The organism is Vibrio sp. B181a (genome assembly GCF_030248375.1).
Lineage (GTDB): Bacteria > Pseudomonadota > Gammaproteobacteria > Enterobacterales > Vibrionaceae > Vibrio > Vibrio campbellii.
On sequence record NZ_JAHGAD010000022.1, the window covers coordinates 106,811 to 122,613 of the forward strand.

Annotated in this window: 13 protein-coding genes; 5 read left to right on the plus strand and 8 right to left on the minus strand. The window is 47.2% G+C overall.

The genetic code is table 11. The annotated features are described in order from the left end of the window. Positions 1–203 precede the first annotated feature (203 nt). A complete protein-coding gene (locus KIO97_RS11255; protein ID WP_005432476.1) occupies positions 204–563 on the minus strand; it encodes a DUF3316 domain-containing protein in 360 nt (119 codons plus the stop codon). A gap of 545 nt (positions 564–1,108) precedes the next feature. Between KIO97_RS11255 and KIO97_RS11260 the strand changes: the two genes are divergently transcribed. Then, positions 1,109–2,020: a VirK/YbjX family protein gene (locus KIO97_RS11260; RefSeq protein WP_050906658.1), complete on the plus strand. Its 912-nt coding sequence runs from the start codon at positions 1,109–1,111 to the stop codon at positions 2,018–2,020. Between the two features lie 29 nt (positions 2,021–2,049). After that, positions 2,050–2,601: an outer membrane beta-barrel protein gene (locus KIO97_RS11265; protein ID WP_005432481.1), complete on the plus strand. Its 552-nt coding sequence runs from the start codon at positions 2,050–2,052 to the stop codon at positions 2,599–2,601. Between the two features lie 92 nt (positions 2,602–2,693). Here the strand turns inward: KIO97_RS11265 and KIO97_RS11270 are convergent, their stop codons facing one another. From KIO97_RS11270 to KIO97_RS11290, 5 genes are all read right to left on the minus strand, one after another. Then, entirely contained in the window at positions 2,694–3,599 is a 906-nt protein-coding gene (locus KIO97_RS11270; protein ID WP_050906657.1) for an EamA family transporter, read from the minus strand. A gap of 66 nt (positions 3,600–3,665) precedes the next feature. Then, positions 3,666–4,370 carry a phosphonate utilization transcriptional regulator PhnR gene (gene phnR / locus KIO97_RS11275; protein WP_005442366.1) on the minus strand — a complete coding sequence of 235 codons (705 nt, stop codon included), beginning with the start codon at positions 4,368–4,370 and terminating at the stop codon, positions 3,666–3,668. Positions 4,371–4,379: 9 nt separating this feature from the next. Then, a complete protein-coding gene (locus KIO97_RS11280) occupies positions 4,380–6,104 on the minus strand; it encodes a putative 2-aminoethylphosphonate ABC transporter permease subunit (protein WP_285382523.1) in 1,725 nt (574 codons plus the stop codon). A gap of 8 nt (positions 6,105–6,112) precedes the next feature. Beyond that, positions 6,113–7,219 (minus strand): putative 2-aminoethylphosphonate ABC transporter ATP-binding protein, encoded by a 1,107-nt coding sequence (locus KIO97_RS11285; RefSeq protein WP_009705055.1) that lies wholly within the window; start codon positions 7,217–7,219, stop codon positions 6,113–6,115. Between the two features lie 710 nt (positions 7,220–7,929). After that, entirely contained in the window at positions 7,930–8,940 is a 1,011-nt protein-coding gene (locus KIO97_RS11290; protein ID WP_038890633.1) for a putative 2-aminoethylphosphonate ABC transporter substrate-binding protein, read from the minus strand. Between the two features lie 266 nt (positions 8,941–9,206). On the opposite strand from KIO97_RS11290, the gene phnW reads away from it, so the two are divergent. From phnW to phnX, 3 genes are all read left to right on the plus strand, one after another. After that, on the plus strand, positions 9,207–10,310 hold the full coding sequence (phnW, locus tag KIO97_RS11295; RefSeq protein ID WP_285382525.1) for a 2-aminoethylphosphonate--pyruvate transaminase: 1,104 nt from the start codon (positions 9,207–9,209) through the stop codon (positions 10,308–10,310). A gap of 26 nt (positions 10,311–10,336) precedes the next feature. Beyond that, complete coding sequence (locus KIO97_RS11300; RefSeq protein WP_285382527.1) at positions 10,337–11,716, plus strand: aspartate aminotransferase family protein; 1,380 nt, start codon at positions 10,337–10,339, stop codon at positions 11,714–11,716. A 94-nt stretch (positions 11,717–11,810) separates the two neighbouring features. Further along, on the plus strand, positions 11,811–12,626 hold the full coding sequence (gene phnX, locus KIO97_RS11305) for a phosphonoacetaldehyde hydrolase (RefSeq protein WP_213966666.1): 816 nt from the start codon (positions 11,811–11,813) through the stop codon (positions 12,624–12,626). Positions 12,627–12,712: 86 nt separating this feature from the next. Here phnX and KIO97_RS11310 read toward each other — a convergent pair whose 3' ends face one another. Further along, the gene (locus tag KIO97_RS11310; protein ID WP_285382530.1) at positions 12,713–13,075 is read right to left on the minus strand and encodes an ATPase; all 363 of its coding nucleotides are present in this window, start codon (positions 13,073–13,075) and stop codon (positions 12,713–12,715) included. Between the two features lie 9 nt (positions 13,076–13,084). Further along, the gene (locus tag KIO97_RS11315) at positions 13,085–15,460 is read right to left on the minus strand and encodes a S8 family serine peptidase (protein WP_285382532.1); all 2,376 of its coding nucleotides are present in this window, start codon (positions 15,458–15,460) and stop codon (positions 13,085–13,087) included. Positions 15,461–15,803 lie beyond the last annotated feature (343 nt).

Here is a 15,803-nt window from a genome sequence, read left to right on the forward strand (position 1 = left end):
ACCTAGCGAATATCCAACGAGCAAGAAAAACTTACGCTGAGCGTTAGAAAATATTTATTAAATATTATATTAAAGAAACACATTCACCAGGAATATATATTTTAATAAAAAAAGGGGAGCAAATGCTCCCCAAAAATAATAGAACGAATATACAACAAGGATTAAACAGGCAATAGAGTTATAAATGCTAGCGAATAAATAGATTAGCGGTTACCAGGTTCACGCATACGGTATTCGTATTTCACATTTAATATCGGTTGATATGCGATTTGACCATTGTCTTGTAGAAACTCATCAACCGTTACTTTCGCATTGGTAATAGAGAAAGACTGGCGGTCTACGATATCAAATGAGCTTTTGAATTCATCTCTGAGCTGCGCCGAGGACTTGCTTTGATAGTCCTTAATCATTTCAAACCCCATGTCGTAAGCCGCTTGCTTACTATCAACAACCTCACCTTGGATAGTTTTAGTGTTATTGGTCCATTGGTAACCACCAGCAATCGCAGCGAGTGGTGTAGCAGTGAGTGCGATAAGACTTGCTAGAGTAATTAAACGTTTCATAGTGTGCTCCTTTACTTACCTTTTAAATATCGAGTTCCAAATGCTCGATGAATGTAGAGTACCTATAGAGACCTAACGCCAATCATATTAATTTCAGAATTTTTTAATTAATTTAAATTTAATTATAAACGTGTTTTAAGGCTCGATTTTTGCTAATAATTTAAGATGAGAAAAAACAAATAAAAACCAGACATTAGGATTATCTCAATTCCAGTGATGCTGATTTTCGTTTTTACTCACCTGTTTTAATATACCTAAATGCTATAAAGATGCTGATTGCGAGAATAAGCACCTTTACTCCGACGATTTGCTTGCCTTTACTCTCTTACGCAGTGTCATCCTGACACTCTCATACTAAGCCTTACAATACCTCTTCTGATTTTTCTCATAGAATCTCACCCAAAAGAACACTGTTCAAAACTTATGCCTGTCATCGCCTGAGCAAAACGAGTAACCATTTTGATTGCCCTCCTTTCGCGCTCCACAACCAGCGCTCATAGCCACTTTGACAGAGCCAACACTTTTGGAAATGAGACTGGAGTGAAATGACCATGAACAAATCCATCTTGCATCAAAGTAAGACCATTTACTCAGACCAGTTCGCGGAGATCTATCACCCGATCTGGAGTTACCGCATTAAGTTTATTGCGCGCGCATTGTTCTACAAGAAAGCATTCAACTACTTGGCTGACAACATTGAAGCGTCAACATTAGAGATGCTGTGTACACGCACACATCGCTTTTTGGAAAAACCTTTTCGCCCGTACATCATTAAAAATAACCCAGCGATCGATCGCTCAGAGCTTGTTGTTGACCACTACAAAACCGCGTCAGAACTCGTCTCTCCAGCCTTAATGAAGCAGATCTATACCGATCCGAAAGGGCTTACTCTCATGACCTTTGAGATTGATGAGATCTTATATACGGTGAGATTAGTGTATGAGGCTCGCTATCAAAAAGAAGGCGATATGAGCTTGGTCCTGCACAGTCAAGAGGACGGTAACTTCTACACCATCTCTTTTATCCTCGGACATGAGAACGGTACTCGCTGCATTAAGGTTGGTGGCCTGCAAGGACCACGCAGTAATGAGACCAGCAATGAGAAGATCAAAAAGCTGACTCGCAAACTTTATGGTCAACGTCCAAAAAGCCTGATGGTCAGCCTACTGAGTATCCTTGCACAGATCTGGGGAGCTGAAACCATCCTTGCAGTGAAGACTCAATCGCACACTTACGCAGCTAGACGCTACAGCAAAGGACGAATCAAAACCGACTACGACGCATTATGGATTGAATTAGGCGGCACCGAATACGACCGTCACTTCTACTCTATCGACGTGAATGCGCCGCGTCGCGACATCGAAGGTATGTCTCGTTCTAAACGTTCTATGTATCGTCGTCGTTATGAATGGCTAGACAACACTAAAACGACATTCGAAGAAGTATTAAAAAACTAACACGCTAAAAGACTCAGGAGAAACGTCCCATGCGTTATTCATTCGTAACTGCTTTGGTGTTGTCGACCTTTTCGTTGTCAACCTACGCAGCAACCAGTACACATGTCATTGGCACCAACCTAGGTTACGGTATGGTCAACTACGACGCGCCTACCAGCGAAGAATCTGGTGACATGTTCTTAGGTGAAATCTATTACCGCTACATGCCAACACATAACTTTGGTATCGAAGCCGGCTATAAAGGGGCGTTTGATGGTATCGGCTCGATACTCGTTAGCCCAATTTCGGAAGTCACCAACACCAGCTTCTCTGGCCCTCGTTTGAGTGGTTACGCCAGTTATCCGCTTGGTGCTGGATTCGAGGTATACGGAAAAGCAGGCATGACTTACTACACGCTGGCGTACACCTATTCAGTTAACGATCAAAGCCGTGATATTGAGAAATCGAGCCTAGGCGGTGAAGCTGCCGCTGGCTTGGGTTGGAGCTACAAGCATTTTGGATTGAATGCTGAGTATGTGTACTCGAAAAACAGCGATTTTGATTCTGGTGGCGTGATGTTCGGAGCACAATTGCGTTTCTGACGTCCGCTATACCTACCCCTTCCCCCAAAAACTAAAAAAAGAAAAAGGCAGCGGTTGCCTGAGTCGTTGCCCTTTTCTTTCATCAATATGGATCAGTTCGTCAACGCAAGAATGATCCCCGCCACGATAGAAGTAACGCCAAGCCCTCGGGTGAGATACCATTTCTCTGACAGAAACCAAATCCCCATAAACAATCCAAACACGATGCTTATTTGCCTTAGTGCCACGACCAAGCTGACGTTGTCTGTCATGGTCATCGCAAACAACACCAAACCGTAGGTGGATGCCATCATTACCCCTGCCATGCTGGCGGTTTTGCGGATCTGCCACGCTGTCTTAATCTCATCTGGCTTACCCGTAACTAAGCACCATACAAGGGCAGGAATACCAATTGCCCAAAACTGCACGCCCAAGTAAAAGATCGCACTGTACTGATCATTCAATATCTCTGATGCTTGTCCTGTGAGTAAACTCAGCGCTTCTTTGTCGACCACCGAGTAACCCGTTGTGCCTATTGCGGCAATCAATGCCCAGAACACACCAACGTTCAAATAAGAGCCCAATGTCACCTGACGAAAATTCGTCAGTGGTACCAGCATACAACCAAGGGTAATCAGCAAGAATCCAAGCCACTGCTGACTAGATAATTCATGTCCCAATGCCACACTGATTGCGCCGACCATCATCACAGGCAGTGCCCGAGCAATCGGATAAACCACACCCACATCAGCGTGCTTATAAGCGACAATCAAACCAACCAGGTAAACCATTTGTGAAATGCCGCTAATGAACAGCAATCCCCAAAACTCACTCGGTAATGATGTCCAGCCAATGGTTGCCAAATACCAAATCAAATAAGGGGTAAGAATGAAACATGCAGAAAAGCTGGCGGCCATGGTAAACGCGAGCCCTGACCCAGAGTTGCTTTTGCCAAGGATATTCCAGCCCGCATGAAGAACAGCAGAGAAAACGACGAGACCAATCGCCAACAAATCCATTTCAACGTTCCTGTCTGAATAAAATAAAGGCCCCGAGATGGAGCCTTAGATAATGAGAAAATCCACTTAACGATTGAGTTCCGCCAGAGATTCAATGCTGATGGCATCGTGTCGCCAATACTCGATATCGCAATCAATCAACTCACCGTGCTGGTTATAGTTGATACGCTCCACCACCATCGCTGGCGTGCCGGCTGTCGCGCGCAATGCCTGAGCCATTTCACCCAACAAAGTGCTGGTTGAAATGCGGTAGCGAATCTTTTGATACGTCACGCCATAATGATCGCGATAAATGTCCGTCAATGAATTTGATAAATCGTAGTCTAGTAGGTTCGGAAACAGCTCTGGGCGAATGTAGTTTGTTACGAACACCACAGGTCTGTCTTCAAGGTATCGCACACGGTCGACTCGATACACGTCCGAGAAAGGTTGCAAGTCCAGCAAGCGTGCTGCCTGTTTGTTTGCCAGAGTCCCTTTTGCTGCGACCAACTCCGTTTTTGGCACGCGATTTTGCGCTTTCGCCATGTTCGGGAAGTTCAGCGTTTGGGTAGGGTCGTAACGCAATGGCTCAGGTGAGATAAACCAACCTCGGCGATCTTCGCGATAGATTCGACCTTCTGCTTCCAGCAGTGATAAAGCTTCACGCAGAGTGACGCGTGTAGTATCGAACGACTCCGCCAACTTACGCTCTGCTGGCAGTTTTTGACGCGGCGATAGCATGCCCGCTTCAATCTGTTCAACAATCGAATCTTTAATTTTTACGTATTGCACGAAGTGTCCTTATCTTTTGCGCCAAGCTTGTGTGCGATTCTCTAACAATTTACCCAAAGTCATCTGAACAATCTTCGCAATTGCGGCAGCAATCATGATCATCACCGCCATTGCCGCTGCAGCGCCAGTTTGACCTGCATCATCCATATTCAGAATCGAGACCGAAGCCGGAATCGTATCGGTTGAGTAAAGGAATACTACCGCAGAAGTGGTGGTCAATGCATTAACAAACAAGTAAGTCGCAATGTCCAAAATCGCAGGTAAGCACACAGGTAATGTCACTTTAAAGAACAACTTGTATTGAGGAAGCTTCACCGATGCTGCTGTGGCTTCAATCTCCGATGGTAACTGCTTTAGCGCTGTCAGGGCTGTCATGTGACCCACGGTGTAGTAATGCACTACCGTGTTAATCACCAAAAATGCCATGGTGCCATAAAGCACGTTCAAAGGATTGTTCGCATCATTGAAGTAAAAGATGTAACCCAAGCCAAGCACCATACCAGGAACTGCCATTGGCACCACGCTGAGCATTTGCATCACCTGACGAATTGGACCAAACGCACGCCCTTTCTCAATGCAGTAAGCACCGACAAAGATGATGGCTGTACCGATCACTGCCGTCCAGCCTGCCAGCGTTAGCGAGTTGAAGAATGGACTCCAACCGTAAGTGCTCATTTCAGCAAAGTTGTAATTGTTTAGCGTCAGTGCTTTGTTCCAAGGCCAGAACGTCACTAACGAGCCATACACCGCCATGCCAAGCACTGCCAGCACTGCGATAGAAATGATGCTGCAATAAACCAAACAAATGCTGTCGCGCGCTTTGTTAGGCTCTGGCTGATAAGGCACCGAGCGCGTATCGAATAAGCTCTTTTGCTTTTTCTGTACCCAGCGGTCTGCGCCGAACGCCATTACCGCAGGGAATAGAAGCATAATGCTGGTCACCGCACCCATGGCAAAGTTTTGTTGTCCCACCACTTGCTTGAAGATGTCAGTCGCCAGAACGTTGTAGCTTCCACCAATCACTTTCGGCACACCAAAGTCCGTGATAACCAGCGTAAAGACGACAATAAGCGTACTGATCAAACCGTATTTCGCCGCAGGTAACGTCACCATAAAGAAGGTTTTGATTGGTGAGGTTTTCAGTGCGCGGGCTGCTTCATACAAGCGGGCATCTGAAGTGCGCAGCGAAGTGGTTAAGATCATCAATGCATGAGGAAAGGTCCAGAAGATCAAACCCATCGAGATACCAATCACGCCGTAAACCGAGTTTCCTAACAACATCTCTTTGGCAATGCCTTGATTACCAAAAAGGAAGATCAAACTGATCGCCGGCAACAACGAAGGCGCAAGGATTGGTGCAGTTCCTAGGATTTGAAACAAACCTTTAAATGGCATACATGAACGAGTCAGCGCGTAGGCATAGCCAAATGCAAGCACACCCACTGCCGAGGTCACTATCACGCCCAAAGTGAAGGTGTTGCCTACCGACACCCACAAGCTTGAAGAGGAAAAGTACGTCGCAAAGTTTGCCAACCCGACAAATTCGCCATTGGCATTTTGCACACTCTTGGTCAACATTGCCCAAAGCGGCATTAAGATGAACAGCACCATCATGGTCGACAAACCAGCGAGCAAACCGAACAACACTAGGTTATCGCGGCTGACACGTCCGAGTAAGGATTTTGCTTTGTCTTGTGTGGTCAGGCTATTCATCGTCATTGTCTTCGCATCCATGTTTACACCTACGCCGCTAGCGCTTTATCAACCGAGGGCACGGCGTAACCATGCAGCCCTTCTTCAGCAAACTGGATGTAACGTACATCGCCCGCCTTGATATTGAGTTTTTGAACCGTTTCCACAGGCACATCCACGACGATGGTTTTCGTTGAGCTGTCGTTTTGCAATACGCAATCAATGCGGAAAAACGCCCCCAAAAACTCGGTTGCGGTAACTCGCACTGGTAGAGAGTTGGTATAGTTTTCAACGAACTTGATGCTTTCAGGACGCACCGCAAGGTCGAAGCGGTCACCACGTTGGATCTTACGATTAGTCAAGCTTGGCGCTGGCATTAGGGTTTCTGCAATGCGTACTTGGGAGTCCGTTGCGGCTGAGGTTTCAATAAAGTTCATGCTGCCGACAAACTCAGCGACAAAGCGCGTTGCTGGTTGTTGGTAGATTTCTTGAGGTGTGCCAACTTGCTCAATCACGCCATGGTTCATCACCACAATACGATCCGCCATCGATAATGCTTCGTCCTGATCGTGCGTAACCATGATGGTGGTGATGCCAAGCTTGCGTTGCAGCTTACAAATCTCGTCACGTAAGTGAACACGCACTTTTGCATCCAGCGCTGACAGCGGCTCATCAAGTAGCAGTAGACCCGGAGATAGCGCCAAGGCTCGAGCCAGAGCAACACGTTGTTGTTGACCACCAGAAAGTTGGTTAGGAAATTTCTCGCCAGAGGTTGGAAGACCAATGGTTTCTAACCAGTAATCCACCTTCTCTAACGCTTCTTTGGTCGACATGCCTTGGTTCTTCAAACCCACCGCAATGTTCTCTTGCACCGTTAGGTTCGGAAACAAAGCATAAGATTGGAATACGATGCCGAAATCGCGCTTCTCTGGTGGTAGGAATGTGGTCTCTTGACCGTTTTGAAAAATCGCACCAGACGTTGGCAAGTCTAGACCTGCAATGGCACGTAGCAGAGTGGTTTTACCGCAGCCAGAAGGACCAAGAAAACAAACGAACTCGCCCTTTTCAATCGCTAGCGAGATTTTCTTTAATGCAGTGAACTGTCCGAATTGCTTCACTACATTTTCGATATTAAGGTAATGTTGGTTAGTTGACATAACACACGCTCCAAATGGTATATACCAACTTTAGTTTTGGAGTGTTACGTTCCAATGACAAATTTATAGCCAGAAGATGACAAATAGATGAAGGGAGGTGAGGTTTGTTAAAGTGGTAATTAGAGATTCCCGACTCACTCCTCCGTCGCTCTCGAGAATGACGTGGTGAGTGTGGATCATAAATTCTGAATCACACTCATTGCCTAGAATTACGAACTTTGACTTTCGCGCCATACGCTTAAGATCGTCATTCCGGACGAGCCTAAGCGAGCCATCCGGAATCTCTTACAAGCACAATGCTAAGAAATCTCCAACGAACGGCTTTGCTACGTTCAACTTTCACAACCCCCTCCAACTCCCCCTTTTCTCGACATGGTTTGCCAAGCATTTGAATGTGGTTATCAAGGGGGAGAGCTATTCTTTGCTGCGGTAAGCTCTGTGCTTTCCCGACGTCATTCTGAAGGAGCCTAGGCGAGTATTTAGAATCTACTTGAAGCGCGTTGGATGTTGCATTGCGAATTAAACTATCCGCGAATGCAGAACCAGTCCCTCCCCTTTACCAGCATGACTGTTGTAGTCCTCTAAAGTTGAAGCCAAGGGGAGGTTAGGTGGGGTTGCTGCTTTAAGGCTTTTGACTCTCGCCTCTTCCAAAAACAAAAAATCCACCTCAACCGAGGTGGATTTCAGCATTCAAATTAGAGCAAATTCAATTAAGACTTTGGCTCTGATTTCGCGTCGAACTTCTCAGACCATGCCGCTAGAATCTCTGCACGCTTGCTGCCCATTTGCGCGAAGTCCATCTTCGCCATGTTCTCTTGAACGTTCGGGAAGTTAGAAACCTTAGCTTTCACTTCTTTATGTGCAACCACTGGGTACATTTCTACGTAAAGCTCGTTTGCCGCTTTAGAGATTGACCAGTCGACAACGCGCTTCGCTGCATCCGACTCTTTTACTAGACCAACCGCTTCTGATTCCCAGCCGATGCCTTTTGGTGTGATAACCGCTAGTGGTGCACCTTGTGTTTTCAGCTTCGCACCGCGGCTTGCCATCGAAATACCGATAGCCACTTCACCCATACCCGCTTGAACACATGGCTTAGAGCCCGAGTGCGTGTAGTGTGCAATGTTCTTGTCTAGGTCACGCATGTAGTTCCATGCCTGATCTTCACCCATGTTTTGTAGCCAAGCAGAAACCTGCATGTAGCCAGTGCCTGAAGAAGCTGGGTTCGGCATTGCAATGTGGCCTTTGTAAACTGGCTTCGTTAGGTCTTCCCAAGACGTTGGTTTCGGTAGGTTAAGTTGTTTCGCTACCGCTTCGTTGAAACAAACTGCGTTAAAGAACGCATCGTTACCGAACCAAGCTTGGTTTGATTGAGGGTCGTTTAGGTTCGCATGCAGCTCTTCCAAACCTTTTGGTGTGTAAGGCTTAAGAAGACCTTCATCTTTAAGCAGTGCCATTGACGAGCCAGCCAGACCCCAAACCACTTCCGCTTGAGGGTTGTTCTTTTCGGCCAGCAATTTCGCCGTCATGATACCGGTGGAATCGCGAACCCACTTAATCTTGATATCTGGGTTATCTTTCTCAAACGCAGACTTGTATTTAGCAAGAATGTCAGTTTCGAAAGCGGTGTAAACCGTGACTTCCTGTGCTGCCATTGCATTCGTAGCTAGCAGAGAGACAAGTGCAGCCAGCGATCCTTTCATCAAACGGTTTTTCATCATTTTCTCCAGTTAATTTGGCTAAGTTTCAATTTGGTCTGTACCAGTTGACGATAACCACCCTACTGAGCCTTTGTGACGAAATCATGACCATTAAATGGCAGTTTTACGAAAATTTGCGATGAATAATCGTTCAATTGATCCGCCATTTTCTGGATATTAAAGTTTTATGAAATTGGATATTCGCCTATTTACTGCCCTTTTCTTCCTCGCTAGAGTGAACTCGAAATTTGGTGTAGACCAATTAGCCTATTCTGATGGAAATCGAGATGAAAAACGAATACCTACTACTGACTCCAGGTCCTCTATCTACTTCTGAAACGGTACGTGAAGCCATGCTTAAAGACTGGTGTACTTGGGATGATGAATACAACAAAGACATTGTAGAAGTGATCCGCACTAAGCTTGTAAAACTGGCGACGGAGCAAGACGGCTACACCAGCGTACTAATGCAAGGTAGCGGCACCGCATCAGTGGAAGCAACGATTGGCAGCGCCATTGGCAAAGGTGGAAAGCTGCTGGTTGTCGACAACGGTGCTTACGGTGCGCGTATCGCTCAGATCGCTGATTACCTAAATATTCCATGCCATGTAGTTTCCCCAGGCGAAACATCACAGCCACACTTGAACGAGGTGGAAACTGCATTGGCATCGGATCCTGCTATCACACACGTGGCGATTGTTCATTGCGAGACAACCACTGGCATGCTCAACCCAATTGAGGCATTTGCTTCTGCGGCAAAAGCACACGGTAAAGTCGTGATTCTCGATGCCATGTCGAGCTTTGGTGGCATTCCTATCGATATCGCAGAGCTAGGCATCGATTTTATGATCAGCTCTGCAAACAAATGTATTCAAGGCGTGCCGGGTTTTGGCTTTGTGATTGCGAAACAAACTGAGCTAGAAAAGTGCCAAGGTCAGGCGCGTTCTTTGAGCCTTGATCTTTACGACCAATGGCATTGCATGGAAGTGAACCACGGCAAATGGCGTTTTACGTCTCCAACGCACACGGTTCGCGCTTTCTATCAAGCATTGTTAGAACTGGAACAAGAAGGCGGCATTGAGGCTCGTCATCACCGTTACCAAACTAACCAGAAAACACTGGTTGCAGGTATGCGCTCTTTGGGGTTTGAGCCACTACTGAGTGATGACCTTCACTCGCCAATCATCACTTCTTTCTATTCTCCGGCGCACAGTGATTACCAATTCAAAGCGTTCTACACACGTTTGAAAGAGCAGGGCTTCGTGATTTATCCGGGTAAGGTATCGAACGCAGATTGCTTCCGTATCGGCAACATTGGTGAAGTTTACCCAGCAGATATCGAGCGCTTAATCGGTGCGATTGAAAAAGCAATGTATTGGCAAGTTGCGTAAAGCAGCCTTCTGATTGAGAGAGCGTTATGACTCAGAATATCAAACCGACCCATTTCCGCAGCGAAGGTGATGTCAACACGACACCAGCGCGCCAAGCTTGGAATGCATCGATGGACGACGAACGCACGCAAGCATTATTGAAGCGTGATTCGGAAGTCTTTCTTCATCAAGCCATGTCGACGCCTTGCTTAGATACCTTGGAAGCAGCAGAAGGCATCTACATCCAAGATGCTACGGGCAAAAAGTACGTGGACTTCCATGGCAATAACGTCCATCAGCTAGGCTACGGTAATCCGCATGTGATTAAACGTGTGCAAGAGCAAATTGCCAAACTGCCGTTTTCACCACGTCGTTTTACCAATGAAACTGCGATTGAATGTGCCGAAAAACTCACCCAAATCTGTGGCGGCGAATTGAACCGCGTGCTGTTTGCTCCGGGTGGCACATCTGCGGTTGGTATGGCTCTTAAATTAGCACGCCACATCACGGGCAACTACAAGGTGGTGTCTCTGTGGGATTCCTTCCACGGTGCATCGTTGGATGCCATCTCAGTAGGTGGCGAAGCGTGTTTCCGCCAAGGCATGGGACCCTTAATGGCAGGTGTTGAGCGCATTCCACCAGCCGTATCTTACCGTGGCGCTTTCCCAGTTGCGGACGGCAGCGACGTGCATTACGCCGACTACCTTGAATACGTGATTGAGAAAGAAGGCGGCGTGGGCGCATTTATCGCAGAAGCGGTTCGTAATACCGACGTACAAGTGCCAAGCAAAGCCTACTGGAAACGCATTCGAGAAATCTGTGACAAACACAATGTCATGCTGATCATCGATGACATCCCTAACGGCATGGGTCGCAGCGGTGAATGGTTTACCTACCAAGTCTACGACATCGAGCCAGATATGCTCTGCATCGGTAAAGGCTTGGGCGGAGGCTTAGTGCCTATTGCAGCCATGGTAACCAAAGACAAATACAACACTGCCGAGCAAATCTCAATGGGTCATTACACTCATGAGAAAAGCCCTATCGGTTGTGCTGCAGCACTGGCAACCATGGAAGCCATTGAGCATGACGGCTTGCTAGATAAAGCCAAAGCCGACAGCCAGTTCATGCGTGAAAAGCTGCTAGAGATGAAAGCCAAGTACCCTGTGATTGGCGATGTTCGTGGCATCGGCATGTTATGGGGCATTGAACTGGTCACTGATCACGAAAGCAAAGCACGCGCGTATGACGAAGCGGAAGCTGTGCTGTACCAATGCCTCAACAACGGAGTGAGCTTCAAGGTATCGCAAGGTAACGTGATTCAGCTCAGCCCACCGCTGATCATTACTCGCGAACAACTAACAGAAGCGTTGGCAATCTTCGAAGAAGCCATCGCCAAAGTGTGCAAAGACTTTAACTACTTTTAGGGTCAATAGACCTCAACAAAAACCAATTTATCCTGAGCGCAGTTCAAACGTGTAGGCAAGCGCTCTCGCAAGCAAGAAAGAAAAAGGATTGAACATGAGCAACTCACCAATTCAAGCAGTGATCTTTGACTGGGCTGGCACTATCGTCGATTTCGGCTCTTTTGCGCCAACCAGTATCTTTGTGGAAGCGTTCAAACAAGGCTTTGATTTTGAAATCGACCTTGAAGAAGCGCGCGAACCAATGGGGCTTGGTAAGTGGGATCACATTCAAGCTGTGGGTCGTATTCCTGCCGTTGATAAGCGCTGGAATGAGAAGTTTGGTCGCTCAATGACCAGCGAAGACATCGACGCTATCTACGCAGCATTTATGCCGCTGCAAAAAGCAAAAGTGGCAGACCACGCAGAGCCAATCCTTAATGCGATTGAAGTTGTAAACGATCTGAAAGACAAAGGCATAAAGATCGGTTCTTGTTCTGGTTACCCCCGCCAAGTGATGGACGTGCTGATTCCAGTGGCGGCGGATTACGGATACAAACCGGATTACGTAGTAGCAACGGATGACCTGCCTCAAGGTGGTCGCCCAGCACCATTTATGGCACTGAAGAACGTGATTGAGCTGAATGTAACGGACGTTAACGCGTGTATCAAAGTGGATGACGCAGCCCCAGGCATCGACGAAGGTCACAACGCCGGTATGTGGACCGTTGGTTTGCTGCTTTCTGGTAACGAAGCAGGTCTAACGTTTGAAGAATACCAAGCTGCGGACGAAGCAACGCTTAATGCTGCTCGTGAAAAAGCGCGTGCAAAATTGCTCAAGAGCTCGCCGCACTACCTCATCGATACGATCGCTGACTTCCCTGAAGTGGTGGCAGATATCGAACGTCGCCTAGCAGCAGGTGAACGTCCGTAATCTTCATCTTCCACCAATAAGTGAAAACAAACGCCCCTCACGTGAGGGGCGTTTTTCTTTTTGACGCTATCTTAAGGAGGTTTGGCTTATTGAAGCGTGGTTCCGTTAGATAGCAGCTTTCTTGTCGGCTCTTGCTCGGTGTATTCGACCGTATCGTGATCCGCGAGTTTATCGACTTCTGCCTGTTCGCCCACCACAACCAACACGTGCTGTTTCACCAGAGCGTCGACTACTTCAATGTTGTGCTGACGAAGAAGCGCTCTCACTTCGCTCTCTTTCCCTTCATGATACTTAACAAAGTAACGTGCAGGTTGCTGCTCGGCTTGATCTTGGCGTTCATCCACGAGAGGAAATCCTTGATTGTTTGCCAAGCTGCTTGAGCTCAGTCCGATTGCCAATAGTGCGGTAGCGCCTACCACAGACAAAGAAAGTAAGGTCAACTTCTTCATAGTCACTCCTTATTGAAAGGTCAGAGTCCAACTGTTGATGGTACCTGTGTCTCTTCTGGCATTGTCCACCGCTTTAAGTTCCCATGTGCCTTGTGATTCAAAACCAGAGAAATCCGCTTGGAAACTGGTTTTAATGTCGTTCGCACTGCCGCCCGCGTTGTCGTGCAGTACCACTTGACCACCATCTGGCGACGTTAATGTGACATAAAGATCACCAATGTAGGTGTGAGTGATATCCAAATCGATAGTCACTGAACCTGCATCGCCAGAGCGAGCCACATCTAATGAGCTTACAACGCCAGACGCTTTGTTATCAGGAATCGCTACCGCATCCGAGTTGGTGTAGCTAGAAGGTGTAGAGCCGCCACCAGATGAATCACCCGAACCGTTATGCGTCGCGACAAGAGAAACACCAGAGTACGCGCTGTAGCCGTAAACCAATACTTCATATTGCCCTGCGCCAGATACGTTCAAGCTACAGCTTTCGCCATTACCGCCCGCCCATGAACGACAGTCGTAAGTGCTGGTGCTTGGTGTGCCATTAAAGCGCACGTAAAGGTCAGCATCACCAGAGCCACCACTCATGTTGAATGTCGCTTGCGTTGCATCCGCAGGGACGTCAAACACAAATACTGTGCTTGATTTGCTGCCGCCAGAAAGCTGTGTTTTCGCTACACCGTTTTCTAGAACGTTGTCGTTGCCAGAGCCGCCGCCATCCGGACCATTACAGCCAGCGTCTAGGTATTGTTTCGCAGCCTCAGCATTCACAAGACCATGACCAGTGCGGTTATCACGACCTGTTACGTCAATGTCCGTTGCTGTCTTGATCAGCGCGTTACGTACTTGAGCTGCGGTACAGGTTGGATGGTAACTCCATACCAAACCTGCAACACCGGTTACGTGTGGCGTCGCCATCGAAGTACCGTTGTAATACTCGTAGTCTTCACCCTTAGTGGTCGATACCGTGATGTCTTGACCAACGTAGCCCAATAGCTCCTGACCAAAAGCACGATCAACTGTCACCGACACAATACGCGCCGCGTTGTTTTGATCGACAAGGAAAGGATTCTGCAATCCCGGTAGCTCAGAGTTACTGTACACAATCGCTGCACTCGCACCTGCGTTGTAACACGCTTGAACTGCATCGATTTCTGGGTAATTACCAGATGATTGGTTGCCCACACGCTCGGTCAAACAGATCTTGCCCGACATATCGCCACAGCTGAAGCTGCTACCGGATACGTCACAGCTTGCTAGTGTCGCCGTAATAGAACCGACAACAGGATCAGGACCGTAACTGCCGCCCGATTGGATCAAGCGGTTGTGAGGAACGATGCCACGATCGAACTGGCTAGCACCGTTCAAGCGAATGTCTGAAAGCTTACCTTCGCCAACTGTCACCGTAGACAGAATTGCTACACCCGGACCTGCGATTTCAACTTGGTCTGTCGCTTGAGAGAACGCCGCGTGATCACGCTTATCATCCACCGCCGCAACAGACATTACCGAATCGTAAGACGCTGGGTAGCTGTGCGCAGTATTCCCGCTATTACCCGCAGCAGCAATCAGCAGCACGCCTTGGTCGTAAATGGTTTGCAACGCGTTTTTCTCCGTCACACTCGACTGGCTACCACCAAGGCTCATGTTGACGACGTTCGCGCCGTTGTCAGCACAAGTTTGTACCGCTTTCACCAAGCTGGATGAGTAGCCCCAACCCGCTTCATTGAACACCTTTACGATGTGCAAATTCACGTTTTGGTTTGGCATAACGCCTTTGATGCCCTCTGTGTTGGCAATCGCGGCAATCGTACCCGCTACGTGTGTACCGTGAGCGTTGTTGTTCCCCGGAACACTCCAAGAGCCTGTACCGCTGTCGTTTGTACCCGACACTCGGTTACCACTCAGATCGTTGTGTGCGAGGTCGTAGCCTGAATCGATGATACACACAGTGCGGTTGCCTGCACTCGAGTCATCCAAAAGCTGAGCGTTCACCGCCTCATAGCCCCATGGGATAGTCTCACTTAACAGATAACGCGGTGGGTCAATCTCCACGTATTCCACATCACTACGGTTACGTAATTGCCCTAACTCGGAGTCTTCCATCTCCACGCTGTAGATAGCGCGGTTTCCTAGTTTTTCCACTTTACGCGCCTTGAGCTGATCTAAAACCGACTCTTGCGCGATGCGTGGCCCCCAGAAAGAGTTTCCACCTAATGCTGAAGGACTGGACGTATCTTCTTTAAATTTGACGATGTATTTGGTCGGCAAGTTAGATTCGTCGAACCCCGTCAGAGGAGCCGCATGCGCTGACATCGAAAATGTCATCGCAACTGCAACGGCAGACAATGAAAACAAGCCATTTAGTTTATTTGTTGTGTAGTGCATTTGCTCTATTCCTTTTTGAGCTGATTTTTATTCACTTTATGCTCATGAAAAATCATAACCATGAGTTATACATGAGCTAATCAGCTATAGAGCATCTGTTAAAAAATCCAAATAATTCATTTTATAAATATATGATTATTAATAAAGGATCATTTAATCAACAGTTATAGTTAACATTAAAAATTAACAATTTTACTTATAAAGCAATTACTTAATTACACAAAAAGTGCATGTTAAATTAATGTTAGTGAGTAATTATTCTATTTTTTATAAAATTATACTATTTACCAAATCTATTGAAATTCGATTGCGGTACCAAAATTGATAAAATGAATAATTAGAT